Raw genomic sequence first — 24,993 nt, 5'->3', positions numbered from 1 at the left:
ACCTTTGTCTGCGAACGATTCGCAAGATTGTCCAGGTGATGCGCGCGGGCACTTCGGCGCGCGAAATGAGGTGTACAGGTGGGCGTTTCGTGCGGAAAAGGCGGGTGCGCGTTTAGATGCTTTGTTCCGCTTGCAGATTGCATTCAGACGCAGGCGCGAATCCTGCTGCCGGGATGTGTTCGCGCGCCGACAGGCGCACCGTGGAGTTGAACACCACGCGCAATTCGAACGTCGATCAAAGCGGACCCTGCGAATGACAAAGAAAAACATCACACGAAACAAGCTGCCTGGCAAGCTGCCTAAACCGGATGCGCGGCAGGCGCTATTGACCGCACGCCGCAATGCCAGAATGGCGCGCTCGGCACACGCATATGTTCGCGGCAACACCAGCAAGTTCTATGAATGGCTCGACGGCATCGAAGGCCATGCGTTGCCGGAGGGACCCGCCATCTGGATTTGCGGCGATTGCCACACCGGCAATCTTGGACCCGTCGCCGATGCGCAAGGACGCGTTGAAATCCAGATTCGCGACCTCGATCAGACCGTGATCGGCAATCCGGCGCACGACCTGATTCGCCTTGGCCTGTCGTTGGCGACCGCCGCGCGCGGTTCGGACCTGCCAGGCGTGACGACGGTACGCATGATGGAAGCGATCGCGGACGGTTACGAGCGCGCCTTCGATGAAACCGCGGGGAACGCCGACATCCACGCGGAAAAACCCGAGGCGGTACGGGTGGTCATGCGGGAAGCCGTGCGCCGCTCATGGCGTCATCTGGCGGAGGAGCGCATCGAGGATCTCGAACCGACCATTCCGCTCGGCCCGCGTTTCTGGCCGCTCGCCAAAAGCGAGCGGCGCGAGATCGAGACGTTGTTCGAGAAAGGCTCATTGGCGCGGCTCGCCACCGTGCTGCGCGGCACCGGCGACGAGGCCGACGTGGAAGTCCTCGACGCCGCCTACTGGGTGAAAGGCTGCAGTTCGCTCGGCAGGTTGCGCTATGCGGTGCTGCTCGACATCGACGGCGCGGCGGTGGAGGGCGACGACCTGTGCCTGATCGATATCAAGGAAGCGGCGCAAGCGGCCGCGCCGCGCTATCCCGGCGTACGCATGCCGCGCGATAACGCGGAGCGGGTGGTGGAGGGCGCGCGGCATCTGTCGCCCTCGCTCGGCGAGCGGATGCGCGCGGCGCGGCTGGCGGAGCGCCCCGTCGTGATTCGTGAACTGCTGCCGCAAGACATGAAACTGACCATCGAGCAGTTCACCCGCGACGAGGCGATGAAGGTAGCGCGGTTTCTGGCGATGGTGGTCGGCAAGGCGCACGCGCGGCAAATGGATAGCGCCGAGCGCAAGGCGTGGCTCACCGAGCTCCGCAGAAATCGTTCGAAAACGCTTGATGCGCCGGGTTGGCTGTGGACGGGTATCGTCGAATTGGTGAGCAGCCATGCCGCCGGCTATCTGGAGCATTGCCGGCGTTACGCGACCGGACGCGATGACGATTGACGCGTCGTGCTCGCGGCGGCGGCAGTCCAAACCGGGCCGCGCCGCCGTGAGACACGCAAAGGTCAATTCGACAACGACAGATAAGGCGAAACAAGCGGCGTGGGCGGGAACGGCTGCAAGCCGGTCTGCTTGCTGAAGCTATACCGCACATAAACGGCGGCGAGATACTCGCGATACTCATAAGCATTGCCGAGCGAAGCGGTCGCCCCGAAGGCCAGTTGCGGCGCGAGTTGATATTCGCCCACTGCGCTGAGCGAATACGACACGCCGGTCTTGCTTTGGCCCGGATACTGCGCGCCGCTCTGCACACTGGTGCCGACTTGCGCTGCGTTCTGCTCAGCCGCACCTTGCCGGCCTGAACCGTCGTTGAGCGGGAAGTAGTTCGACGCATCCTGACGGTAATGCTGCACGCCGATCGAACCCTTCACGTCGTACGTGAACGCGCCGTTGCGCCCGGACCACTCCACCGGCAAGTTCAGGATCACGTACTGTTGCGGGCTAAAATAGCCGCCCTGGCCATAGGTGAAATACGACTGGTTCTTGTCGTAACGCATCAGCGTCGTATTCACACCGATCGTGAGTGTCTGATCGGCGTCTTTCAGCAGACGCGTATAGATGCCGCCGCCGCCCTTGACGGCAGTATTGCTGAGTACGTTGTTGCCGTCGTAATACTGGAAGGCCGCGTTCACATACAGCCCGCTCGTGCCGTCGTCCCATGCGAGGCTGCCGAGGCCGCCGGTTGAAGTGACGCCACCCCATTCGAGACCGGAGCCGGAATCCCGCGCGCCGGCATAGGACAGCAGGCTGTCGGTTACCGCGCGGCGAGCCACGGCCAGCGAATACGAGACCTTGTCGGTGATGCCGCCGTTGTATCGCGCACCGCCCACGATGTTGGTCTCGCGGAACCCGATCGGCGTCACGCCGATGTCGCCGCTGAGGCTGCGGCCTTCGTAGCCGACCGACAAGCCCACGCCGCTCGCCGTCTGGCTGCCGACATTGGCTGCCGAGACCGACGTGCCGTTCGACAGGCCGGCGCCGAAGCGCGCGAGCGTCGAGACATTGTTGGCGGGAGTGCCGGCGTCGAGGGTGACAGGCGTTGCCGTGACGACCACGTGGCCGTTGCCCGCCTTGATGCGCCCCTGGATCGGCGCTTCGATATCGGTCAGGTTGGACAGGCCGTCCTCGCCGGTGCGGTTACGGAACACGATGCCGCCCGAGATGCTGCTCGACTGCTCGCGATTGATCTGCGCCAGCTCTTCCGCGACGCCGAGCGTTTGCGTGTTCGCCACGTTCGGCTGCGCGTAGGTGTTGCCGTTGCCGTTCGCGCCGGGTTGCGCCGGGTAGTACGGCTGGGCGTAACCGGTGGGCGGCTGCGGAATGTACGGCTGCTGTTGCGCGTAGTAGCCCTGATTCGCGTAGGCCTGCTGCTGCGGCGGTTGGGGTTGATATGGCTGTTGCGCGTAGCCCTGCTGTTGTTGCGGATACGCCTGTTGACCGTAGTAAGGCTGCTGCGGATAGCCTTGCTGTTGCCCGTACGGCTGCTGCGCATAAGCGGCCGCGTTGCCGCTACTCTTCGACGCGCTTTGCTTCTTGCCGGCCGCACGCTTCGTGCTCGGCGTGCCATACGGTTGCGCTTGCATCGAACCGGCACTGGCCTGCGCCTGGCGTGCAGCGGGCGACATCGGCCAGGGCGTCGCCGCATAACCATCCTGCGCGCCGTATGGCTGCTGCTGAGGGTATTGCTGCTGCTGCGAATAAGGCGCCTGCTGCGGATAAGCCGGGTTGTACTGCGGAGCCTGCTGCATCGGCGGCATCTGCGCCTGCTGCTGCATCGGCGGCTGTCCTTGCCCCGGATAAGGCTGCAACGGCGCGCCCGACTGGCTCGAACCGTAAGTCTCCTGGCCGTAGCCACCGGGTTCGGCGCCTGGACGCGGCGCGTTATACGGCAGGGCGGCAGGCGCACGGTTCGGCGCGTAAGGCTGGGCGGGCGCTGTATAAGGCGCGACGTAAGGCGCGGGCTGCGTAGGCGGCGGATAGTTCGGCACGGTCTGTGTCGGCAAGGAAGACTGCGAATACGGAAGCGCTAAACGCGCGGCGTTATAACTGCCGCCGGCGAGTGCGGCGTTGTCGGCGTCGGTCGGCGTGACCGTGGCGGTTTTGCCTTCGAAGGGATTGGTGCCCGGCAGCGGCGTCGCACCGATCCGGCGCATCGCCGCTTCCCAGCCGCGCGGCACGTTGCTCGCCGGACTGCGCGGAGCATTGGCCATCAGCGGCGTGTTGGCGGCGACCAGCGAGCGCTGCAGATAAGTCGAGGCGAGCGACAGTTTGCCTTCCGCGCGATACATGCGGCCGACGGTGGCGAGCACGCCAGGATCGGCAGGCGCCGCGTTCAACGCCTGTTTCGCGAGTGTTTCGGCGTAGCTGAACTGCTTCGCGCCGGTTGCGGCGGAGATGGTCGCTTGCAGCAGGTTCAGATCGTCGGGCTTGCGTTGCAGTGCGACGCGATAGCTGGCGACCGCGTTGCGATCGTCGCCGGCCGTCGAATAGAGGCGGCCGAGCGCGGCTTGCAGATCGGGATTGTCCGGCATGGCCGCGAGCCACGGCGCGATCACGTCGTAGGCGCTGGCGAGATCGCCGCGCTGGCGCACCGCATCGCACTGCTTGATGACGATGCCGAGATTCAGATTGCCGAAGTCGGTGCGTTGCTGCGGCGTCAACTGCATCGACGCGAGCCGGCGCATCACCATGCCGAGTTCGGCTTCCTGCTGCGTGGCCGACAGAATGCCCGCGTATTGCAGCAGCAGATCGGTGTTGCCGGGCGCCGCGTTCATGGCGGCGCGCACGAGTCCGAGCGCGCGGTTCGGGTCGCCGGCCTGGCTGTAAGCGGCGGCGATCACGCCGATCAGTTCGGGACTATTGCCCGCGACCGGCTCGGCGGCTTGCAGCGTGGCGAGCGCCTGTTGCGTCTGCCCGTTGCGCGCCATCCGCGTGGCGAGGTCGGCTTGCTGATGCACCCACAAGCGGTGTTGCAAGGTCGTCATCGCGTCGGTGCGCTGCGCGACCGGAATGCGCTCGAGTTGCGCGAGACCCGCCGACCAGTCCTGCGTTTCCGCCGACAGCAACGCGCTCGCGTACAGCGCGTCGGTCATATCGGGATGCGCGGCGAGCAGGCCGTCCATCATGCTGCGCGCGTTGGCGACCGCGCCCTGGCGCACGTAGATTCGCGCGAGGTCGAGGCGCAGCCACGGGTCGTCGGGCGTGTTCAGCAGCGCGTCTTCAAAGAGGCTGCGCGCGCTGCCGAGATCGCCGCGCGCTTCGGCGGCACGCGCTTGCGCGGCCTGCGCTTCGCCACGCAGACGGTTGATGCCGCCGGCCTTCGACTGCTGTTCGGTGTTGAGCTGATTGGCGAACTGCAGCGCCTCATCGCCGCGGCCTTGCGCGGCGAGAGCGCCGACCAGCCCGCGCACCGCGTCGGGATTGTCGGCCTGACGGCGCAGCGCCATCCGGTAAGCCTGTTCCGCGCCGCTCGGGTCGCCGTTCGCGAGCAGCATTTCGCCGAGCAGCACCTGCGCGGTGACGTCGGACGGATTCAGCGCGATCGCGCGTTCGAACAGCGACTTCGCCTTCGCGAATTCGCCGTTGCTGCGCGCGCCGATCGCGTCGCTCGTGTAGGTCCAATAGCTCGCGCTGTCGAGCGCGGTTTTCCAGCGCGCCGGATTGCCGTTGCGCGACGCGCGTTCCAGATAGTTGCGGGCTTCCGCGAAGTGCTCCTGCTTCAACGCGGCAATGCCCATGCCGCCGAGCGCGTCGGTGTCGTTCGGGCTGGTGGCCAGCACCGAGGAAAACTTCGCGCGCGCCGTGGCCACGTCGTTGCGGTCGAGCGCGCTGAATCCGTCGGCGATGGTGCGGCCGCGTGCGTCGGTCGCGGCATTTTCCTGCGAGCGTGCCCGCGCCGCGCTGTCCTGCTGGACCATCGAATCGAAGCGCGCCTTGACCGCGGCGTCATCGGTCGCGGTTTGCAGATAGGCCTGATAGAGCGGGGCGTCGGAGGGCCGCGCGTCGAGCCACAACAGCGCCTGGCGCCAGCTCTTTTTCGCCGATGCGCCGACCGTGCTGTCGCCCGCCAGCTTCTGCAGACGCGCGATGCCGTCGCGGCGCGTCACGTCGCGATAGGTCAGATGCTGCGCGTAGGCGAGGGCGTAACGCGGGTCGTCGGGGTTGTCGCGCGCGAGCTGTTCGAGACCGCGGCGCGCCTGATCCCAGCCTTGCGGCGTGGCCGAGAGCGCCTGGTAGTATTCGAGCTGCAATTCGGGCGTGGCCGGTTTGCCGGTCAGCGCGCGCTGGTATTCCTGCACCGCGCTCGCGCTTTGACCGCTTTGCGCGAGCCGCCGCGCGTCGTTCACGGTCTGGTCGCGCAGGCTCGATTCGCCGAGACGGCGGCCGAGCTCGTCCAGATTCGGATAGTTCGGTGCGACCGCTTTCAGGCGCGCCAGATATTGCTGCGCGCCGGCGCCGTCCTTGCGGTCGGCGAGCACCATGCCCATGCCGAACAGCGCATCGGGCTGCTTGGGATCGATGCGCAGCACCTTCTGCCATGCCTGCTCGGCGAGGTCGCCGCGCTGATGCGATTGCCAGTACTTGCCCTGATCGATCAGCACGTTCAAAGGATCTTTCGACGCCTGCGCCAGCGCATCCGGCGAAACCGTCGCCACGCAGCAGACGGCCGTGACGCTCAGCGCGAGGCGCAATGACAACGCGAGGGCGCTCAGTCGCATGCATTTCTCCAACTTGGCACGAGACGTCCGGCTTCGTCGAAACGATAGCGGCCGTCGATGAAACCCGTGCCGAACAACCCCAGCACACGATCGTAATAAACCGGTTCGCGGCCCGGCACGTTGGTGTCGAGCGCCGCGAGATGCGTGCGCGCAAGGCCGAGGCCGCGCTCGTCGCCGAGCGCCTTGAAGTACGGCGCGAGTGCAGCCCAGTAACTGAGCGGTCCTTCGCCGCTGGGCGCACCGGTGGTCGATGAAACCTTCTCCGGCGGAAAGCCGGTTTGCGCGACGCGGGCGCGCATGCCGCCGAGCGCCGCGAGCCAGGGTTTGGCAAGCGGATCGGCGGGCGAGGCGAGGCCGGCCCACAGATAGACGCGGATTGCGTCGTAGCTGCCGGTGTCGCCGTTTTTCGGGTCGACCACGAACTGGCCGTTTTGCCAGGCGGCCCAGTCAGGCGCGAAGCCTTGCGGCGCGGTGGTCTTGATGAACTTGTAGGCGCTGTCGGCGAGCTTGCCCCACGGGCCGTTCGGCATGTCGTGCGCTAGCGAGCGCAGCACCGGCAGCGGCAGATAGCTCGGATTCAGGCGCGTCACGCCGCCGCTCCTGAAGCCTTGCGGTCCGGGCAGCAGCATCGGCCCGACGCCCGGCAAGGTGGTCATTTCCTGACGCGCGATCTGCGCGGCCAGCGCCTCGCCCAACTGCGTGTAGCCCGCTTCATGCCACAGGCGGCCGGCTTGCAGCAGATCGTAGGCGATCCACAAGTCCGAGTCCGAAGCGGAGTTCGGATCGAGCACGCCGTACGAGCCGTCGGCTTTTCTGCCCCATTGCCACGACGGCAACCGCATGTTCTGCGCGTCGAACTGATTGCCCGCGAGGTTGGTGCGGGTCCAGCCGAGCAGCCGGTCGAAAGTCGCGCGGTCGTTCGCGACCAGCGCGAAGAAGAGCGCGTACGACTGGCCTTCCGAAGTGGTTTGCTGCGCCGGCGTGGAGTAGTCGATCACGCGGCCGTCGGCCTGCACGAAGCGCTCGACGAACGCGCGATAGCCGCTCCAGTCGCCACAGGCGCCCGGCGCGGCGGAGGTCTGCGCCACCTTGACGAGATTGGCAAAACTCGCGGACGCCGCCAGCCCGAGCGTCAGCGCCACGCCGATTTTCTTGTTGATTCGAACCCGCATATCAGTCCTATTAGTCCCTCAGGCGGCGCGCGGCGATCGAGCGCAGCGTCCGGTAGAACAGGCCCGCGATGATCAGCGCGGCAAGCACGCCGCCCAGCATCAACAGCAGCGGATGCGACGACAGCGCCCAGCGCAGATACTCCTGCGGCGACAGATGGCCGACGTAATACGCCTCGCCGTTCGAGGTGATGGTGACGGTGCGGCCGTGGATCACGGCCATCGCGCCTTGAATCTGCGGCAGCACGTCCGAGTCGAGCAGCGCCGCGGACAGGTCGGCGTCCGACTGGCCGGCCGCGCTTACCAGCGCGACGGCGCTGCGGTTCTTTTGCAACGGCGATTCGAAACCGGTCAGCAACGCGTCGCCGTTCGAACTCACGAGAGTCAGATCGGCGCGCGCCGGCGTGCGCTCCACGCCGCGTTCGCCGTGCCACCAGTCCTCGAGCTTGAAGACGATGTCGGTGAGCTGGAAGGTGCGCGAGTCGCCGTCGCTGGAGAACGGCATCGACTTGGCCCAGCGCTGCAACAACGGCTGCTTGCCCGGCGCGCCGAAAATCAGCAGGTCCTTGTTGGCGAACTTGTCGGCGTCGTCGGCGCTGCCGACCGTGACGCCCGTCACCGGATAGCCGGTCGAGGTCCCCATGCGGCCCATGGTCAACAGAAACAGGCTGTAGTCGCTCGAATCGGCGTCGTTCGGCAGGATCACGGCGGTCTCGGAGAGGTCCGCCATGCGCGTGAACGGGAAGCCGCTATTGGCGAACGCGGCCAGATCCGGCAGCGCCATGTAGTGCGGGAACGACGAGAGGTCGATGGTGGAGTTCGGATCGATCGCGCCGACTACGTTGTCGAGCAGACGCCCATGACATTCGCCGGTATTCGGAATGTCGTAGTAGAAGTGCAGGCGCACCTGGGCGCGCGGCGTCAGCAGCAGCGGCGGAATGTGCAGGGTGCGGCGCGCTTCGGCGGTCTTGTCGGGCAGCACGGTGGCGAAGTAATGGCTCAGCTCGAACACGGAAGCGGATTCGGCGGGAATCGGCAGCGCCTGCACGAAGCCGTTGTTCACGCTCACGTTCAGCGACGAGCGGTCGCGCAGCGGACGCACCGTGTAGCGGTAGCGCAGATCGATCGGCGCACCCTTGGTGTGCCACATGAACAGATCGGGCGGCACGCGCAGATTCACGCGCACGGCGTCGGCGTCGTAGCCGGACACCGTCAGATCGCGCGGATCGGTGAGTTCGCCGAAGCGCACCGGACGATTGGTGGGCAGCCAGTTCGGCGCGTCGTACGCTGCGCGCGGTGCGAGTTCGTTCAATTGCGTGATGGTCGCGCTCTGGCCCGTCAAGGCGTTCTGGCCGATGCCGAGCGTTTTCGCGGCGGTTTTCAGTTCGGCTTCGGTGCGTCCGAGCACGAGCAGCAGCTTGCCGCGCGCCGGCGCTTCGCGATCGACCACGGCGATGGTTGGGCCGGAGATCGCCGGAATATTGATGCCCGCCGGGCGCTGATCGGAAGTCGCGAATACGACGGCATTGCCCGACAGCGGCGCGTTATCCAGTTGCGCCGGAAACACCGCGCCGCGATAACCGGCGAGCGCGCCGAACCACGACGCCACGATGCCGCCCGCTTCGAGCGTCGCATTGCCCGGCTTTTGCGGGAACACGAACGGCAGCTCGAGACGGCGCACATCGCGGCGGTCGAAGAACGGCTGCGGCAGCGCGGCCAGATCTGGCTTGCTGGCGAGCGCCGCGTAAGTCAGATCGAGCGAACTCGCATTGCTGACCGTGGCCCACAGCGCCGAGTTGGCCGGGTCTTCGCAGCTCGTCGTGTAGTGGCCGATCAGCTGCACGTTCAGATGGTTGAACTCGGTGATGAAGCGCGGATCGATCGTGACGTCGCGCGCCACCAGCATGCCGGCCTGTTCGTGCGGCACGGGCAGGGTGGCGGCAACTTCGCCGTTCACCAGCACCTTGAGTTGCGAGATATTCGGCAGCAGCGCGGGCGAGTAGCTATACACCAGATGCAGGACCGCGCCCGTCACCACTTCGTCGCCGCGCACGGAAAACGCCACGCCGTTCTGGCCGTCGGTGCCACGCAATTGCAGCGGGTCGAGCGCGCCGAGATCGGCGAAGGTCAGCGTCTGACGTCGGCCGCCCGGCACCAGCGTGCCGGGCTCGGCGGTGGTCGGCGTCTTGACGCCCAACGCTTTCACCGACGACGCGGCGAGCGCGGGCGTCGGCGTCGCCAATTGAGGTTGCACCAGTGCGTTCGGATCGTAGGGCACGGCCGGACCCGGCGCGCTGGCAGTGCCGACGCCGGTCGCGGTCGGTACATTCGGCACATTCGGCGCAACCGGCTTGGTCTGAACGGAGCCCGCGGTCCTCTGCGCGGCGTCCGTCCCGTTTGCAGCGCCGGTCGCGGCCACGACTTCAGCCGCCGAGGCGAGCGGCGCGGCCAGCGCCGTCTGCAATGCCAGCCAGCACGCGAGGCCGCGCATCAACCTTTGCGAGCCGGGGCGTGCCACGCGATGCATGCTTGATCCGGTCCCGCTGCGCTCGTGATTCGAGCGTTCGATGTTGCCCTTCGCCATCCAGTTGCGCATAGATCAGTCTTTCGTTTTTAGCTTCTTGACGTCCATTGGACGGCTTTTCATCGAACTGCGAAGGTCGGCATAAAGATGCTCGAACAGACCCGCGATACCGCGCGCGCCTACCGTCAGCACATGCGACAGGCCGCGCAGAGGCGTGTCCTGCTGCCGTCCTTCAGCCCAGCCGGTCCAGGCGTCGGCGCGTGCAAAGGTGCTCTTGACGAACTCGTACTCCTGCTCGCGGGTCATTGCCGAGAAGCGCAGCCCCACGCGGCCCGGCGCGGTGAAGCCGACGGTCGCGGGGAACGCGTATTCTTCGTCGCCGCGAAAGAGGGAGACGGTTACGCGCTCGTGCATCGGCACCTGAATCGCGCCGGGCAGCGCCACGCCGACGCCGCCTTCCGAGTAGTCGATGGTTTCGCAGGCGAGCGTGCGGCCGGTCGAGAACTTCAGCATGACGGGCATCTGCATCGCCACGCGGTGCACCGCGCGAATCTGCCGGCGCTCGCTCGCGGCGGCCACGCTCGCGCCGAGAATCAGCATGTTGTACGTGGTCCATCCGAGGTTGAGGATGGTGGTCTGCACCACGCTGCGCACATGCCAGTTGAAGTAGATATGCACGATGCCCACGCAGAAGCCGATCAGGTTCAGCAACAGCAGAAACAGATACGGCCGTGAGATCGCCCAGTCGAAATAGTTCTTCTCGATCTGGCCGCCCTTGGCCGTGACGTTGAACTTGCCGAGCTTCGGGTTGATCAGCGCGAGCAGGGTCGGCGCGGTGATGTACGAGGCCAGCACCGACTCATAGACTTCCGCCCAGAACGAATGGCGGAACGAGCGCTGCATGCGCGAGTTGGTGATGCTCGCGTGCATCATGTGCGGCAACGCGTAGATCGCGATCGTGCTGGCGGCGGCTTCGATAACGTGCGCGCCGAAGAACAGATACGACAGCGGCGCGGTCAGGAACACCAGACGCGGGATGCCGTAGAAGAAGTGCATCATCGCGTTCAGATAGCACAGGCGCTGGCCGATCTTCAGGCCCTTGCCGGTGAGCGGATTGTCGATGCGGAAAATCTGCGTCATGCCACGCGCCCAGCGAATCCGCTGGCCGATGTGGCCGGAGAGACTTTCGGTGGCCAGCCCCGCGGCCTGCGGAATCGCCAGATACGCGGTGGTGTAGCCGAGCCGGTGCAGCTTCAAGGCAGTGTGCGCGTCTTCAGTCACGGTTTCGACCGCGATGCCGCCGATTTCCTCGACCATGGTCCGGCGCAACAACGCGCACGAGCCGCAGAAGAAGGTGGCGTTCCACAGATCGTTGCCGTCCTGCACGAGGCCGTAGAACAGTTCGCCTTCGTTCGGCACCTTGCGGAAGGTCCCGAGATTGCGTTCGAACGGATCGGCGGAGAAGAAGTGGTGCGGCGTTTGCAGCATCGACAGCAGCTTGTCGCGCAGGAACCAGCCGAGGCCGATCTGCAGGAACGAGCGGGTCGGAATGTGATCGCAATCGAAGATCGCGAGGTATTCGCCGCTGGTTATCTTCAACGCTTCGTTGATGTTGCCGGCTTTCGCGTGGCGGTTGTGCGTGCGGATCGTCCAGTTGACGCCGACCTCTTCGCAGAACGCCTTGAACTCGGGGCGGCGGCCGTCGTCGAGCAGGTGGATCGAAATCTTCTCGGCCGGATAGTCGAGCGCGAGCGCGGCGTAAATGGTCGGCTTCACCACCGAGAGCGGCTCGTTGTAGGTCGGAATGAACACGTCGACGGTCGGCCATTGGTCGCGCGAGGCGGGCAGCGGCATCGGCGTGCGCTTGAGCGGCCAGGCGGTCTGGAAGTAGCCGAGCAGCAGCACGATGGTCGAATAGACTTCGGCGGAGACCAGCAGCAGACCCCAGCCGGCGTCGAGCGGATGCTCCCAGTAGGTGGTCGCGGTCAGCCGCCAGTACATATAGCGGCCTGAAGTGACCACCGACAGCATGATCATCACCATCGTCGCGTAACGGCCTTGCAGGCGGCGGAACATCAGCGCGGTCACGAAGCAGCAGGTCGCGAACGTCAACTGTTGATAGAAGGCGAGCGGCACGGTGAACACAAAGTACAGCATCACCAGCGCGAACAGCGTGACGAGCCCGGTGACGATGCGGCTGTTCCAGAAGCGCGCGTCGACGAAACGTTCGATCCGCGACGGCTCGGCGGGCTCGAGGCCCGGCGATGGAGACGTACTCATGCGACGTTCCTCGGCGAGACGGCGATCGCGTCGAGCGCCGCGAGCAGCCACGCGCCGCACGACCTGAAATCGGCGGCGGCCTGGCTGAGTGGGTCGTAGTGAATCAGCGTGGTGTCGCACGCGAGCGCCTCGCTCACGCCTTCGTCCAGATGGATCACGCCCGGGAACAGCTTCGTGCCGAGCATCTGGCGCAGCACCTTCAGTACGTCTTTGGTCAGCTGGCGCGACTGGTCGATCTGGTTGACCACGTAGCCTTCGCCGCCGAATTCGGCGCGCGGCGCCGCGTAGGCTGCGATCAGCCGCTCCATCTGCGGAATCGCGGCGTACGAGGCGGCATCGGCGAGCACCACGTTCAGCGTGAAGGTGGCCGCCGTCAAGGCCGTTCGCACATACGTGGACGAACCTGGCGGCGTGTCGATGATCACGATGTCGGAGGCGTCGAGTCGCAGGTTCTGCAACGACTGCGCGAGCCAGCGCGGATCCTGGTCGATGTGCGCTTCGAAGCGGCGGCGGTCGTCTTCGAGCAACGCGCCGTAGGGCAGCACGGTCACGCCGTCGACGCCGTCGAACATCACGGATTGCCACGGGTCGCCCGTCAGCGTGGCGCGCGACAGACCGTCGATGCTGTCGAGCGGCACGCCGAAGTGCAGACGCAGGGCGTTCTGCGGGTCGAGGTCGAGCGCGATCACACGCCGGCCTCCGGCGGCCAGCACCGAAGCGAGATTGGCGGCGAGGGTGGTCTTGCCGACCCCGCCTTTGGCGGACACCACCGCGATGACTTTCATGAGCGACGAGGGCCGTTGATCAGCCACGAGTTGGAAGGGGCGGCCGGTGCTGCGGCTTGAGCGGGGGTGCCGCGCAAACGGTCGAAGACCGATTGCAATGGCGCGGATGTGTCGCTGGCCTTGGCCGGTTGCGGCGGCGCGGATGCGAATGCGGGTTCCGGCGCGAAGAGCTTGCCGAGGATCGAAGCGGGTTGCGCCGGCGCGGCGGATGTGGCGGGCGCGCTGGGTGCAGTCGGCGCGGTTGAGCTCGCGTAAGGACGCGCGGGCGCAGGCGTCTGCGCCCAGCTGGGGGCGGCGGCGGCCCCGACCGTTTGCATCACCGGAGGCCGCAACGGAATCGCCGGCGGCACGGAGGCCGGTGGCGCGGCGTGAGGCACCGGGGCGAGCGGCGCTGTCTGTGCCGGAATCGCAGCCGAAGCGAACGGGGTCGCAGCCGGCGCGCTTTGAACCGGAGCCGGAGCCGCAGGTCGCGCGGCTTGTGCAGCTACCGGCGCGACTGCTTCTACTCGAACCGCGCCAACTGCCGCTGGCGGCGTCGCGTCGTTTTTCGTTTCGAGTTCGCCGAAGCGCGACGCGCCTTTCGGTACGTTCACCGGCGCGGCCACGGCAACCGGCGGAATGTCCCGCCGATGCGAACGCGTGAACAGCGGCGCCTTTGCGCGCGTGACAGAGGCGGCGTCTTTTGGCGTGCTGTCCTGACGATCGACGGCCACCGGCGCCTCGACCGCCTGCGCCTGAGGCCTGGGTTCGCGATGCTGCCCGATGGCGGGAATCGTCGGCTGGGTCAGATCGAGCGTCACTAATAGCGGCCAACGGGTGCGCGCCGAACGCGCTTCGTTTTCGCGGCCGATCTCCTGGTACGCGTTGGCGTCACCGCCAAAATGATCGAAGAGTTTTTCGATGTCGCTCGATGAGCTCATAGTGCCGCCGTCTTGTTCATGACTTGCCTTGTGCCGATCCTAACTTGTGTTCGCGGCGCTGAAACGCTGGTCCTGCCTGGCTGTTGCTTCACTGCTGCTTCACGCGCACCGGTCTGGCGCGTTCCTCTACTGCGGGTTGCTGCCTTGTCTATTCACAACGCGTCCGACGCACGTCGTTCAAGCCGGATGACGGCCCAATCGAAATTCGATCGCGGTGTCCTCGCTGTACCCACTCGTTTGCGCGACCGACAAACCCTGCGCGCCCAACGCGCTCAACCAGGTCTGATACACGCCTTCGAGAAACGCCGGCGTCCACGCGAGCGCCGCGCCGCCGAATGCCTGCAATGGCGCGCAGTAATGAACGATGCGTAGTGACTCGGGTTCGTCCGCCAACTCGACGTAGCCCCAATCCATTTCATGCCAGTACAAATTCAAGGTCCGTGCAAGCTCGGCGGTCGAGTCGCAGGCGGGCAGCGGATGCGCCGCCGCAAACCGGCTGCCGACGCGGTGCATCAGTTGACGCAGTTCGTCGCGACCGATCTGCGCTTCGAACTCGGTGGCCAATGCTGTGAGCATGCCGCGCCACTGCGGCGAGATTTGGCGTTCCAGCAGGTAATCGAGAATTGGGACCATGTTTTCCGGGAAATGGCCGTCGCTTCAGCCGCTTAAAAAAATTAGATGCCACGACCGGGTGTGAAGAAGAAGTGTTGCGGGAAATCGCGTATTGCACGCCGCCCTAGGTTAGTTTTAACGGGCTGTCTAGTCTGTGCGCCACACTTCGAAGCAGTCTACTTAAGACATTAACTTTTAGCCACTTCCCAATCGTCTGTTTATACGCGCAACGGATTGCGGTGGATGCATTTTCGATTAAGTAATTTTTGCTGCTTGAATCGCCTGTTCGCTTAGCCGTCGTGGATGACCGGTAAGAATGTGTCCGTCATGGCTCTATTAACGGCTGGATTCTCCGGGTGATTTAGCGTTTTCGTTTCGTGATAAATGCAACGCTTCGCGATTGCCGGGGCGGCAGTGATCTTCCTCTTGCGGCAAATCCTTGCTGAATCTTTCGGAGCCCTTGCACGCCAATTGTTGTCCGAGCCGCTAAGCTTGCGAACTTGCATCAAGGTGCGCACGGAAAAAGAACGGGCGTACGCGGCGAGTGCCGACGATGCCGTTTGATTCATTCACTGCAATGCTCAATCCACTCAGTATTCTTCTGGTCACCGTGTTGTCGAGCGCCATGGCGATGGCCGTGCTCGGCTCGTTGTGGCGCGCGGCGATTCCAGGCGTCGGTTACTGGATCTCGGCCAACGCGACCGCGCTCGTCGCGTTGCTGGCTTTCGCGTTGCAAGGCCATGGGTCGCGCTGGCTGACCTTCGTGGCGTCCAACGTGTTGCTGGCCGCTTCGCTGCTGCTGGTGGTCGAAGGCTGTCTGCGCTTTCTAGGCCGCCGCGTGCGGCCGTGGCCGGCGTATATCGGCCTTGTCGTCGTGCTGTTCGGCATCTCGTACTGGACCTTCGCCGCGCCGGACTTCAACGCGCGCGTCGCGCTGGTGTCGGCGTTTCACGCGGCGCTTTACGCCGCGCTCGCCGCGCTCATGCTGCGCGACCGTCCCGCTAGCCGGCCGCGCTATAGCTACTATTTCCTCGCGGTGGCAGCGATGCTCCTATGCGCCGGGCATACGTCGCGCGGGCTCATGTACGGCTTCGGTCTGCTGACGCAAGGCAGCCTGATGCAAGTGTCGCCGTCCAACATCATTTTTCTCGCGCTCGGCATTCTTGCGCCGCCCTGTCTTTCGATCGGCGTGGTGATGCTCGCGCACGACCGCCTCGCCGAGCGGCTCGAACGGCTGGCCAATGTCGACGACCTGACCGGCGCGCTGTCGCGCCGCGCGTTTCTGGCGATCGGCGACGCACTGCTGAGCGCGTCGCTGCGTACCCGCTCGCCGGTGGCGCTGGCGATCATCGACATCGACTCGTTCAAGGCCGTCAACGACAACTACGGCCACGCCGCGGGCGACCAGGTGCTGAACCACTTCGCGACCTTTGTCGCCCGCAACCTGCGGGTCGGCGATGTGTTCGGCCGGCTGGGCGGCGAGGAATTCGGCGTGCTATGCCCGGCCACCAACGCCGCCGAAGCGGTGAGCCTGCTCGACCGTCTGCGGGGCCGGCTGGCCGGCGCCGCGCCGGACGAGTTGCCGCGTGGGCTGCGGTACACCTTCAGCGTCGGCGTGGACCAGCTGCGGCGCGATGAATCGCTCGCCCAGTTGATGGCGCGCGCGGACGGCGCGCTGTATGCCGCAAAGGCGTCGGGCCGCAATCGCGTAATGGCGGCGTAGAGCGGAGGCCCGCGAAGGGCCGCGGAGGAGAAATCTTCTCTCGATTTGTACGGAAGGCATAAATATTTGTCAGACCTTTGCCGATAACCATTGGCAGAGTGACCGGAACCAGGCTGATATCTATCAATATGCTTTCCACCGCAACGCAGCAACCGTTCGACGCCGGTTTGCGCGATCGCTTCCACCGGCGCTCGCTCGAGCATCAGCGTCCGCTGTCCACCGTGACCATGGCGTTCACCGTGGTTGCGTTCCTGTGCTTCGTCGGAGCCCGCAATCTGGTCGACGGCCCGGCCGCGCCGCTCGGCTACCGGCTCACGTGCGCGCTGCTGCTCGCCTTGCTGGTGCTGGCGATTCCGCGCGCCAGGTCGACGTGGAGCTTCGGCCTGATCGGCGTCGCTTACTCGCAGGTGCTGGTGGCGGGCCTCGCGATGAACATCGTGGGCGTCACGCAACCGTTGCTGTGGACGCTGCCGGCGATGGTCGTGATACCGATCTGCGCCGCGCCGCTATGGCTCACGCCGACGCACTTCGTCACCGGCAGCGTGCTTTTCTATGCGACGGCGTTCGCGCTGCTGTTCGGCGAGCCGCTGACGCACGACGTCGAGACGGTCGTGTGGATGTGGATCGCGGCGATCGGCGTGCCGACTTCCGTCGTGTTTCACTTCGGTTTCTACCGGTTTCGCCGCAACCACTTTCTGCTGGAGAGCCAGCTCGCGCAACTCGCCGCGACCGACCCGCTGACCGGCCTGCAAAACCGCCGGGCGTTCGTCAAACAGGCCGAGCGCCGCCTCGACACAGTCACGCCGGACACGCGGACGAGCGCGATCTTTCTCGACATCGACAACTTCAAATCCCTGAACGACCGCTTCGGCCATGCGATCGGCGACCACGCGCTCTACCAGGTCGCCCAGGTGCTGATGGAGGAGGTCTCCGCGGACGACAGCGTGAGCCGGATCGGCGGCGAGGAATTCGCGCTGCTGCTGGGCGACGGTCTCACCGGCGCGCTTCATGTGGCCGAACGGCTGCGCCATGCGATCGCCGCGATCGAGCGGCCGGACGGCCGGCTGACCGCGAGCTTCGGCGTGGCCGAGCACCGCAGCGGCGAAAGCATCATGGTGTTGCTCGATCGCGCCGACGAGGCCTTGCTGCGCGCCAAGCATTCCGGCAGAAACCGGGTGTGCGCCGAGCGCGCGCTGCCGCGCGAGGCGCTGCAACTGCTGGCCGACGACGGATCCGACGAGAACGGGGCGCCCGTGCGGCGGCATCGCTGGGAGGAGTACTACCTCGCCTCGCATTTCCAGCCGCTCTACAGTTTGTCGCATCAAAAGCAGGTGGGCTTCGAGGCCTTGCTGCGCGGCGAGCAGGACGACGGCACCCTGGTGCCGCCCGCGGTGCTGTTCGCGCCGAGGCCTTCAAATGACGAAGGCGCGCTCGATCGCGCGAGTCACGTCGTGCATCTGGCCAATGCGCGCAAGTCGCTGCCGAATGACGCGTGGCTCTTCCTCAACATTCTGCCGGCCACGTTCATTGCCGAAGGGTACGCGGATCAATTGGCGAAAATCGTGCGTTCCGTCGGACTCGAACCTGAACGCGTGATTCTGGAGATTCTCGAATCGCACGGCGGCAGCGTCGACGACATGTCGCGCGCGGCGGCGCTCTATCGCGAGCACGGCTTCCTGATCGCCGTCGACGATTTCGGCGCCGGCCAGTCGAATCTCGACCGGCTGCTCAGGATTCGCCCGGACATCGTCAAGCTCGACGGCGAACTGATTCGCGCGACGGGCCACGGCACCGAGCAGCCGATTCTGCCGAAGCTCGTTTCGCTGCTGCACCTGGCGGGGATGCTGGTGGTCGTCGAAGGCGTGGAGACCACGGAAGAACTGATTCTCGCGGTGGAGTCGAATGTGGATTTCGCGCAGGGTTTTCTGCTGGGGCGGCCGGCCAAAGAGATCGCGCCGCCGGAGTCGGTGCACCGGCGCATCGATGAGGCTTTCGATGTGATCGCGCAAGGGCGGGCGCATCAGTATGCGTTGTTCGAAACCGAAGTGGAGCCTTACCGGGTCGGCTTGCGGCTCGCTGCCGATGCGTTGCTGGCCGGTGTGGCCATGGAAGAGGCGTTCGCTCGGCTCGCTAGGTTCGAGCGCTGCATCAGCTGTTTCATTCTCGACAACGCGGGCAGGCAGATCGGTCACGAGGTGCAGGGGCCAGCCTGGACCACTGACGGGGCTTCGCTGCAACCCGTGGCGAATCCGCGCGATGCACGCTGGGATCATCGGCCGTATTTCCGCAACGCGGTGTTGTTGCCGGGCGTGGCGGTGTCGAGTAATCCTTATCTCTCGCTGGCGAGCGGCAGGCCGTGTATCGCGGTGACGCTGGCGTTGCAATTTGCCGCCGAGCGATCCGTGATCGGCGTGGAACTGGACTGGTCGGCGTCGGGCCTGCCTTGGCCCGCGGCGGAGTAGATTTTTTCCTTCCCTCAGTGCGGGCCTTGGCTGTTTGCGCTGAACACGCCGCGTCAGTACCCGCCCTTGGCCGATGCCGCCATCGACGCAGTCTTTTTATACGACGCCGCCAGGTCCGCCGCGGCGCGGCTCAGCAAACCCGTGTCCGTGCCGACTGCCACAAAAGTCGCGCCCGCTTCGAGGTAGTCGGCGGCAATCGCCGGATCGGGCGCGAGCACGCCGGCCGCTTTGCCCGCGCGCAGCACGGTCTGGATGCCGTTGCGAATCGCTTCGCGCACGCTGGCGTCGCCGGGTTTGCCGAGCAAACCCATCGACGCGCTGAGGTCCGACGGACCGAAAAACACACCGTCAACACCGTCCACTGCCGCGATCGCCGACAGATTCTCCATGCCCTGCACGCTTTCCACCTGCACCAGCACGCACAACTCGTCAGCGGCCGTGTTCAGGTAATCCGGTATCCGGTTCCAGCGCGATGCGCGCGCCAACGCACTGCCCACGCCGCGAATGCCTTGCGGCGGATAGCGCGTGGCCGCGACCGCGTCGGCGGCCTGTTCGGCGGTGTCGATCATCGGCAGCAACAAAGTCTGCGCGCCGATGTCGAGCAATTGCTTGATCAGCGCGCTGTCGCTGCGCACCGGACGCACCACCGGATGCGACGCATACGCGGCCACCGCCTGCAACTGCGCGAGCGTGCTGCGCACGTCGTTGGGCGCATGCTCGTTGTCGATCAGCAGCCAGTCGAAGCCGGCGGTGGCCAGCAACTCGGTCACGTAGGCGTCGGCGAGCGCGGCCCACAAGCCGAATTGCGGTTTGCCTTCGGCAAGCGCGCGCTTGAAGGTGTTTTGCGGAAGGGACATGTCGTGTCGACCCAAATGAGCTCAGATGAAATTCAAACCGATGCCGCCCAGCGGACCGTAGTCGACATGGAACGTGTCGCCCGCGCGCGCGGCGATCGGACTGGTGAAGGAGCCGCTCAGGATCACGTCGTTTGCGTTGAGCGATTCATCGTATGGCGCGATCTTGTTGGCGAGCCAGGCCACACCGGTAGCGGGATGATTCAACACGGCGGCCGCGAGACCGCTTTCTTCAACCGCGCCGTTCTTGTAGAGCAACGCGCCGACCCAGCGCAGGTCGACATCCAGCGGACGTACCGGACGGCCGCCCAGCACGATGCCCGCGTTCGCCGCGAAGTCGGAGATCGTGTCGTAGACCTTGCGCGGGGCTTTGGTTTCGCGGTCGAACTGTTCGATGCGCGCGTCGATGATTTCCACCGCCGGCGTCACGTAAGCGGTCGCGTCCAGCACATCGAACAGCGTGACGCCGGGACCCTTCAATGGCTTGCTCAACACGAACGCCAGTTCGACTTCCACGCGCGGCGCGATGAAGCGGTCCGCGCGAATGTCCTGGCCGTTTTCAATAAACATGCTGTCGAGCAGCGGCGCGTAGTCGGGCTCGTCGATCTGCGATGAGCGCTGCATCGCGCGCGAGGTGAGGCCGATTTTGCGGCCCTTGATCACATGGCCCTCGGCGAGTTTGAGCTTGACCCACTCGCGTTGAATCGCATAGCCGTCCTGCACGGTCATCTGCGGATACGCGGCGGAGAAGTGGCGCAGTTGAGTGCGCGTTTTCTCGGCGTGGTCGAGTTGTGCCGCGAGGTCGCGGATCGTCTGTTCGTCTAGCATGATGGATTCTCTCAGTGCCGCTATTCAGCCTTCAGGCGTGCGTGCAGATTGTTGTGCTTCCACGTACCGGCCTCGCTGAATTCATTGATCTCCAGCGATAAAGCCAGCCCGTGCTGTTCGAATTCAGTGGCAAAGTGCTGCTTGATCAGCGCGAATAGCGCGTCACCGGTGGCCTTTTTTGCCGCTTCGGAGCGGCCCGCGCCGATCTTCAGGTTCGCGTGCAGGAACGCGGCGTCGGCGCGGCCGTCGGCGATGCAGTACTGTTCGCAGCGCAACGCGCGCACGCGGATTCCGCCCAACGGATAGATGCGCTGTTCGTTCTCGCGTTGCGCGTCGAGGCACTGCGCGAGTGCCTGGCACAGTTGGCCGATGCTTTCTTCGCCGGCGAGATTGGCGCTGTATTCGAGTGTCAGATGCGGCACGGTGGACTCCTTGCCTGGTGTTCAGGCGGGTAGCGGCGTAACGGGGAAGATCGCGTTGATCTGGCCGGTGCCCGAACTGCCGAAATACGGCGTGACGACTTCCACCTTGCCGTCGTAATGGTCCCAGCCAAGCGCGCCGAGCAGCATCGCGGTGTCGTGCATGCCGCCTTCGCCCCAGCATTTTTCGTTGTAGAGCGGCAGCATCTCGCAGAAGGTTTTCCAGTCGCCGGCTTCCCACAACTCGACCACCTTGCGGTCCATCTGTTCGAGAAACGGACTCCACACCTTGTGCATGAACTGCTCGGCCGTGCCGTTGTTGGCGAAGTGATGGCTGAGCGATCCGCTCGCCAGAATCGCCACGGTGCCGTCATAACGCTCCTCGATGGCCTTGCGCACCGCGAGGCCGAAACGCGCGCTGGTGTCGAGGTCGTGCCACATGCACCAGCCCGCTACCGAGACGGTCTTGAAATGCTGATCGCCATTCATATAACGCATCGGCACCAGCGTGCCGTATTCGAGTTCGAGCGTGGTCTCGCTATGCGCGCGGCTTTTCACGCCCATTTCGTTGGCGACTTCCGCGATCAGATTGCCGAGTTCGACATTGCCTGGATACGCGTACGGCATGTTCTTGATGAAATGCGGCAGTTCGTTGCTCGTGTAGACGCCTTCGAACTTCGGCGCGCAATTGATGTGGTATTCGCTGTTCACGAGCCAATGCACGTCGAACACGACGATCGTATCGACGCCGAGTTCGCGGCAACGCCGGCCGATTTCATGATGGCCGTCGATAGCCGGCTGACGGCAGCCTTTATGCGGACCGTCGAGTTCGGACAGATACAACGACGGGACGTGAGTCACTTTTGCTGCCAGCGCGAGTTTGCCCATCGCGGTCTCCTATTCGGTGTGGCTTGCTCCGCGCGGGGCGCCAGGCCTTTGCGCACGAAGCCTATTGGTGGCTCAAGCGCCCCAGCGCGGAATGTGATGCGAGCCGAGCGATACGCAAACATTCTTCGGTTCGAGAAACACTTCATAGCTCCACGTGCCGCCTTCGCGGCCCACGCCCGACGCCTTGGTGCCGCCGAACGGCTGGCGCAAGTCGCGCACGTTCTGGCTGTTGACGAAGCACATGCCGGCTTCGACGGCGGCGGCGACACGCAACGCACGACCCGTGTTCTCGGTCCAGATATAGCTCGACAGGCCGTAGGAGATGTCGTTGGCGAGTTTGATCGCGTCGGCTTCGTCGTCGAATGGAATCAGGCAGGCGACCGGGCCGAAAATCTCTTCCTGCGCGATGCGCATGCGATTATCGACATCGACGAACACGGTGGGTTGAACGAAGTTGCCCTTGCGCATGGCGTCGGGCAAATCCGGCATGTCGAGGCCGCCGCACGCGAGCGTCGCGCCTTCTTTCGGGCCGAGTTCGATATAGCTGCGCACCTTCGCCAGATGGCCCTGACTGATCATCGGGCCGACAATGGTGCTGTCGGCCAGCGGATCGCCCACCGTCAAACGCTTTGCGCGCTCGATGAAACGCTCGGCAAAGCGTGCGTAAATAGAGCGCTGCACGAGAATGCGCGAGCCCGCTGTGCAGCGTTCGCCGTTGTTCGAGAAGATCATGAATACGGCGGCGTCGAGCGCGCGTTCGAAATCGGCATCGTCGAAAATCACGAATGGCGACTTGCCGCCCAGTTCCATCGAAAACTTCTTCAGCCCCGCGGTTTGCACGATGCGGTTGCCGGTCGCCGTCGAGCCCGTGAACGACACGGCATGCACATCCGGATGCGCGACCAGCGGCTCGCCGGTGTCTTTGCCGAAGCCGTGCACCACGTTCAGCACGCCGGCCGGGATGCCGGCTTCGAGCGCGAGGTTGCCGAGCATCGAGGCGGTGAGCGGCGAGAGTTCGCTCATCTTCAAGACAGCGGTATTGCCGAACGCGAGACAGGGTGCGACTTTCCAGGTGGCGGTCATGAACGGCACGTTCCATGGCGAGATCAGCGCGCACACGCCGACCGGATGGAACAGCGTGTAGTTCAGATGCGTGTCGGTCGGATACGTATGGCCGTCGACGCGCGTGCACATCTCGGCGAAGTAGCTGAAGTTGTCGGCGGCGCGCGGCACGAGCTGCTTACGCGTTTGCGAGATCGTCTGACCGGTGTCTTTCGTTTCGGTTTCGGAGATCTCCGGCACGTTCTTCGCAATCAGTTCGCCGAGCTTGCGCACCAGCTTCGCGCGTTCCGCGGCGGGCTTGGCGGCCCACGCGGGAAATGCGTCTTTGGCGGCGCGAACGGCGGCGTCGACTTCTTCCGCGCCGCCTCGCGCGACTTCGGCGAGGACCTCTTGCGTGGCCGGATTGACCGTTTCGAAGTAGTCTTTCGCCGCGCTCGCTTTACCGTTGATCAGATGTTCGATTCGCATTGCTTTGTCCTTTCGTGCTGTCGATCAGGCGCGGTTGAAGTCCGCGTCGCACGCAATCGTATTGACGAGACGGCCCAGACCGTCGATTTCGCAGACCACTTCGTCGCCTGCATTGACGTTGACGATGCCTTCCGGCGTGCCGGTCAGGATCACGTCGCCGGGCGCGAGCGTCATAAAGCTGCTCAGATATTCGATCAGCGCCGGGATGTCGGTGACGAGATCGCGCGTGTTGCCGTGTTGCTGACGCGTGCCGTTCACGAACGTGCGCAATTCGAGTTGCGTCACGTCGTCGACGTCGGCGGCGTCGACGAACCAGGGCCCGAGCACCGTGCCGCCGTCGCGATTCTTCACGCGCAGGTTGGGGCGGTAATAGTTTTCCAGGTAGTCGCGGATCGCGTAGTCGTTGGCGATCATGTAGCCCGCCACATGCTGCATGGCGTTGTCGCGCTTCACGTTCTTTGCGGTTCGCCCGATCACCACCGCCAGCTCGCACTCGTAGTGCATGAAGGTGACGTCGGCGGGGCGGCGCGTCACGCCGCGATGACCGATCACCGTGCCCGGTCCCTTGAGAAACACGAGCGGCTCTTCCTGCTTGTTGAACTGCAATTCCTTCGCATGCTCGGCGTAGTTCAGGCCGAGCGCGAAGATCGTGCCGACTTCGACCGGCGCGAGCCACACCACTTCATCCTCGCGACGCACGTGGCCGTCGGCGAGACGCACGCCATTGACGTCGGGATAGGCTTCGTGAATCGCGCCTGCATACGCAACGCGGCCGCGCATCATGGCTGTTCCCCTTCTTGTTCTGCCGCGCTGACGAACGACACCGTGAGCGGCGGCATGACGCCGATCGACAGCGTGGCCGTGTCGCCGATATGCGCGACGGGCGAACCATGCGGCACGCCGAGCGTGATGACGTCGCCCGCGCTGAGCGTCATGAAATCGGTGACGTCCGCGAGCAATTGCGCCACGTTGCGTACCGACGACGCGGTGCTCGCCGTGAACGCGTCCCGTAACCCGAGCTGAACCCGGATCGCCAGGTTGTCCGGCGTCGCGACATGATGAGACGCGACCACGGCCGGCCCGACGACGCAGAAACCGTCGCGCGCCCGGAATCGCACCGACGGCCGGTACACGCTCGCATGCGGCACGCTGAGATCGGCGACCAGCGTGTAGCCGGCGATATAGTCGAACGCCTGTGCCACGCTGACCCGTGTTGCAGTTCGGCCGATCACGATGCCGAGCGACGCGCCGACTTCCACACCCAACGCATCGTCCGGCACGACGACCTGCGCGCGATGCCCGGCGAGCGTATTGCGCGGCTTCAGATAGAGCACCGGCGCTTGTGGCGGCGCTTTATACGGCGCCGCGTGCACCGCATCGCCCAGCGCCGCAAGCGCGGCGCGGTCGTTCAGCAAGGTTCCATAGACAGCGCCGCGAACCGGCGCGCGGCAGGCCATGCCGCGTGCTAGCAGCGCGGCCGCGGCGCGCGCATCCACGTCGCGCGGCAGCGCCTCGCCCTCGGGATGCAGCAGATGATCGGCAAGTGCAAACATAAATTAGCTGTCTCTCGGCAAAAACACTAACATGTTAGTAGTATTGCGCTTGATATCATCCATGGTCAATAGCCTGTCGGCTGATCGCGGGTTTTCCCTTAAGTTTCGACGGCTGCCTTTACATCATCTTCCAACATGTCCGCTTCCGCCTCGACCCGAGTTTTGCATCGCAA

General features: G+C 65.1%; 17 protein-coding genes. 3 read left to right on the top strand and 14 right to left on the bottom strand.

The window, feature by feature from the left end:
• The first annotated feature begins 253 nt into the window (after positions 1–253).
• On the top strand, positions 254–1,498 hold the full coding sequence (locus B0G75_RS11275) for a DUF2252 domain-containing protein (RefSeq protein WP_106304606.1): 1,245 nt from the start codon (positions 254–256) through the stop codon (positions 1,496–1,498).
• 62 nt (positions 1,499–1,560) lie between these two features.
• Here B0G75_RS11275 and B0G75_RS11270 read toward each other — a convergent pair whose 3' ends face one another.
• From B0G75_RS11270 to bcsD, 7 genes are all read right to left on the bottom strand, one after another.
• Complete coding sequence (locus B0G75_RS11270) at positions 1,561–6,273, bottom strand: cellulose synthase subunit BcsC-related outer membrane protein (RefSeq protein ID WP_106304603.1); 4,713 nt, start codon at positions 6,271–6,273, stop codon at positions 1,561–1,563.
• Complete coding sequence (gene bcsZ / locus B0G75_RS11265; RefSeq protein ID WP_106304600.1) at positions 6,264–7,445, bottom strand: cellulose synthase complex periplasmic endoglucanase BcsZ; 1,182 nt, start codon at positions 7,443–7,445, stop codon at positions 6,264–6,266. The genes B0G75_RS11270 and bcsZ overlap by 10 nt, the downstream gene beginning before the upstream one ends.
• 10 nt (positions 7,446–7,455) lie before the next feature.
• Positions 7,456–10,038: a cellulose biosynthesis cyclic di-GMP-binding regulatory protein BcsB gene (bcsB, locus tag B0G75_RS11260; protein WP_106304597.1), complete on the bottom strand. Its 2,583-nt coding sequence runs from the start codon at positions 10,036–10,038 to the stop codon at positions 7,456–7,458.
• A 3-nt stretch (positions 10,039–10,041) separates the two neighbouring features.
• Positions 10,042–12,246 (bottom strand): UDP-forming cellulose synthase catalytic subunit, encoded by a 2,205-nt coding sequence (gene bcsA / locus B0G75_RS11255; protein ID WP_106304594.1) that lies wholly within the window; start codon positions 12,244–12,246, stop codon positions 10,042–10,044.
• A complete protein-coding gene (bcsQ, locus tag B0G75_RS11250) occupies positions 12,243–13,031 on the bottom strand; it encodes a cellulose biosynthesis protein BcsQ (protein WP_106304592.1) in 789 nt (262 codons plus the stop codon). The genes bcsA and bcsQ overlap by 4 nt, the downstream gene beginning before the upstream one ends.
• Positions 13,028–13,951: a cellulose biosynthesis protein BcsP gene (gene bcsP / locus B0G75_RS11245; protein WP_106304589.1), complete on the bottom strand. Its 924-nt coding sequence runs from the start codon at positions 13,949–13,951 to the stop codon at positions 13,028–13,030. The genes bcsQ and bcsP overlap by 4 nt, the downstream gene beginning before the upstream one ends.
• A 177-nt stretch (positions 13,952–14,128) precedes the next feature.
• The gene (gene bcsD, locus B0G75_RS11240; protein WP_106304586.1) at positions 14,129–14,584 is read right to left on the bottom strand and encodes a cellulose biosynthesis protein BcsD; all 456 of its coding nucleotides are present in this window, start codon (positions 14,582–14,584) and stop codon (positions 14,129–14,131) included.
• Positions 14,585–15,140: 556 nt separating this feature from the next.
• Between bcsD and B0G75_RS11235 the strand changes: the two genes are divergently transcribed.
• Together B0G75_RS11235 and B0G75_RS11230 are read left to right on the top strand one after the other, a co-directional pair.
• Positions 15,141–16,286 (top strand): GGDEF domain-containing protein, encoded by a 1,146-nt coding sequence (locus B0G75_RS11235; protein ID WP_106305624.1) that lies wholly within the window; start codon positions 15,141–15,143, stop codon positions 16,284–16,286.
• A gap of 128 nt (positions 16,287–16,414) precedes the next feature.
• Positions 16,415–18,748, top strand: coding sequence for a bifunctional diguanylate cyclase/phosphodiesterase (locus tag B0G75_RS11230; RefSeq protein WP_106304583.1), 2,334 nt, complete (start codon positions 16,415–16,417; stop codon positions 18,746–18,748).
• A gap of 53 nt (positions 18,749–18,801) precedes the next feature.
• Here B0G75_RS11230 and hpaI read toward each other — a convergent pair whose 3' ends face one another.
• The 7 genes from hpaI to B0G75_RS11195 form a co-directional block, all read right to left on the bottom strand.
• Positions 18,802–19,605: a 4-hydroxy-2-oxoheptanedioate aldolase gene (hpaI, locus tag B0G75_RS11225; RefSeq protein ID WP_106304580.1), complete on the bottom strand. Its 804-nt coding sequence runs from the start codon at positions 19,603–19,605 to the stop codon at positions 18,802–18,804.
• Positions 19,606–19,626: 21 nt separating this feature from the next.
• Positions 19,627–20,430, bottom strand: a complete 804-nt coding sequence (gene hpaH / locus B0G75_RS11220; protein WP_106304577.1) for a 2-oxo-hept-4-ene-1,7-dioate hydratase — start codon at positions 20,428–20,430, stop codon at positions 19,627–19,629.
• A gap of 20 nt (positions 20,431–20,450) precedes the next feature.
• Positions 20,451–20,852 carry a 5-carboxymethyl-2-hydroxymuconate Delta-isomerase gene (locus B0G75_RS11215; protein ID WP_106304574.1) on the bottom strand — a complete coding sequence of 134 codons (402 nt, stop codon included), beginning with the start codon at positions 20,850–20,852 and terminating at the stop codon, positions 20,451–20,453.
• A gap of 21 nt (positions 20,853–20,873) precedes the next feature.
• On the bottom strand, positions 20,874–21,737 hold the full coding sequence (gene hpaD, locus B0G75_RS11210; RefSeq protein WP_106304571.1) for a 3,4-dihydroxyphenylacetate 2,3-dioxygenase: 864 nt from the start codon (positions 21,735–21,737) through the stop codon (positions 20,874–20,876).
• Positions 21,738–21,809: 72 nt separating this feature from the next.
• Complete coding sequence (gene hpaE, locus B0G75_RS11205) at positions 21,810–23,267, bottom strand: 5-carboxymethyl-2-hydroxymuconate semialdehyde dehydrogenase (protein WP_106304568.1); 1,458 nt, start codon at positions 23,265–23,267, stop codon at positions 21,810–21,812.
• Between the two features lie 24 nt (positions 23,268–23,291).
• Complete coding sequence (locus B0G75_RS11200) at positions 23,292–24,050, bottom strand: fumarylacetoacetate hydrolase family protein (protein WP_106304565.1); 759 nt, start codon at positions 24,048–24,050, stop codon at positions 23,292–23,294.
• A complete protein-coding gene (locus B0G75_RS11195; protein WP_106304562.1) occupies positions 24,047–24,820 on the bottom strand; it encodes a fumarylacetoacetate hydrolase family protein in 774 nt (257 codons plus the stop codon). The genes B0G75_RS11200 and B0G75_RS11195 overlap by 4 nt, the downstream gene beginning before the upstream one ends.
• Positions 24,821–24,993: the final 173 nt, after the last annotated feature.

This window comes from Paraburkholderia sp. BL18I3N2 (assembly GCF_003001875.1).
GTDB classification, from domain to species: domain Bacteria; phylum Pseudomonadota; class Gammaproteobacteria; order Burkholderiales; family Burkholderiaceae; genus Paraburkholderia; species Paraburkholderia phytofirmans.
Note: the sequence above shows the minus strand (reverse complement) of the source record. Positions and strands in the feature narration are given on the sequence as shown.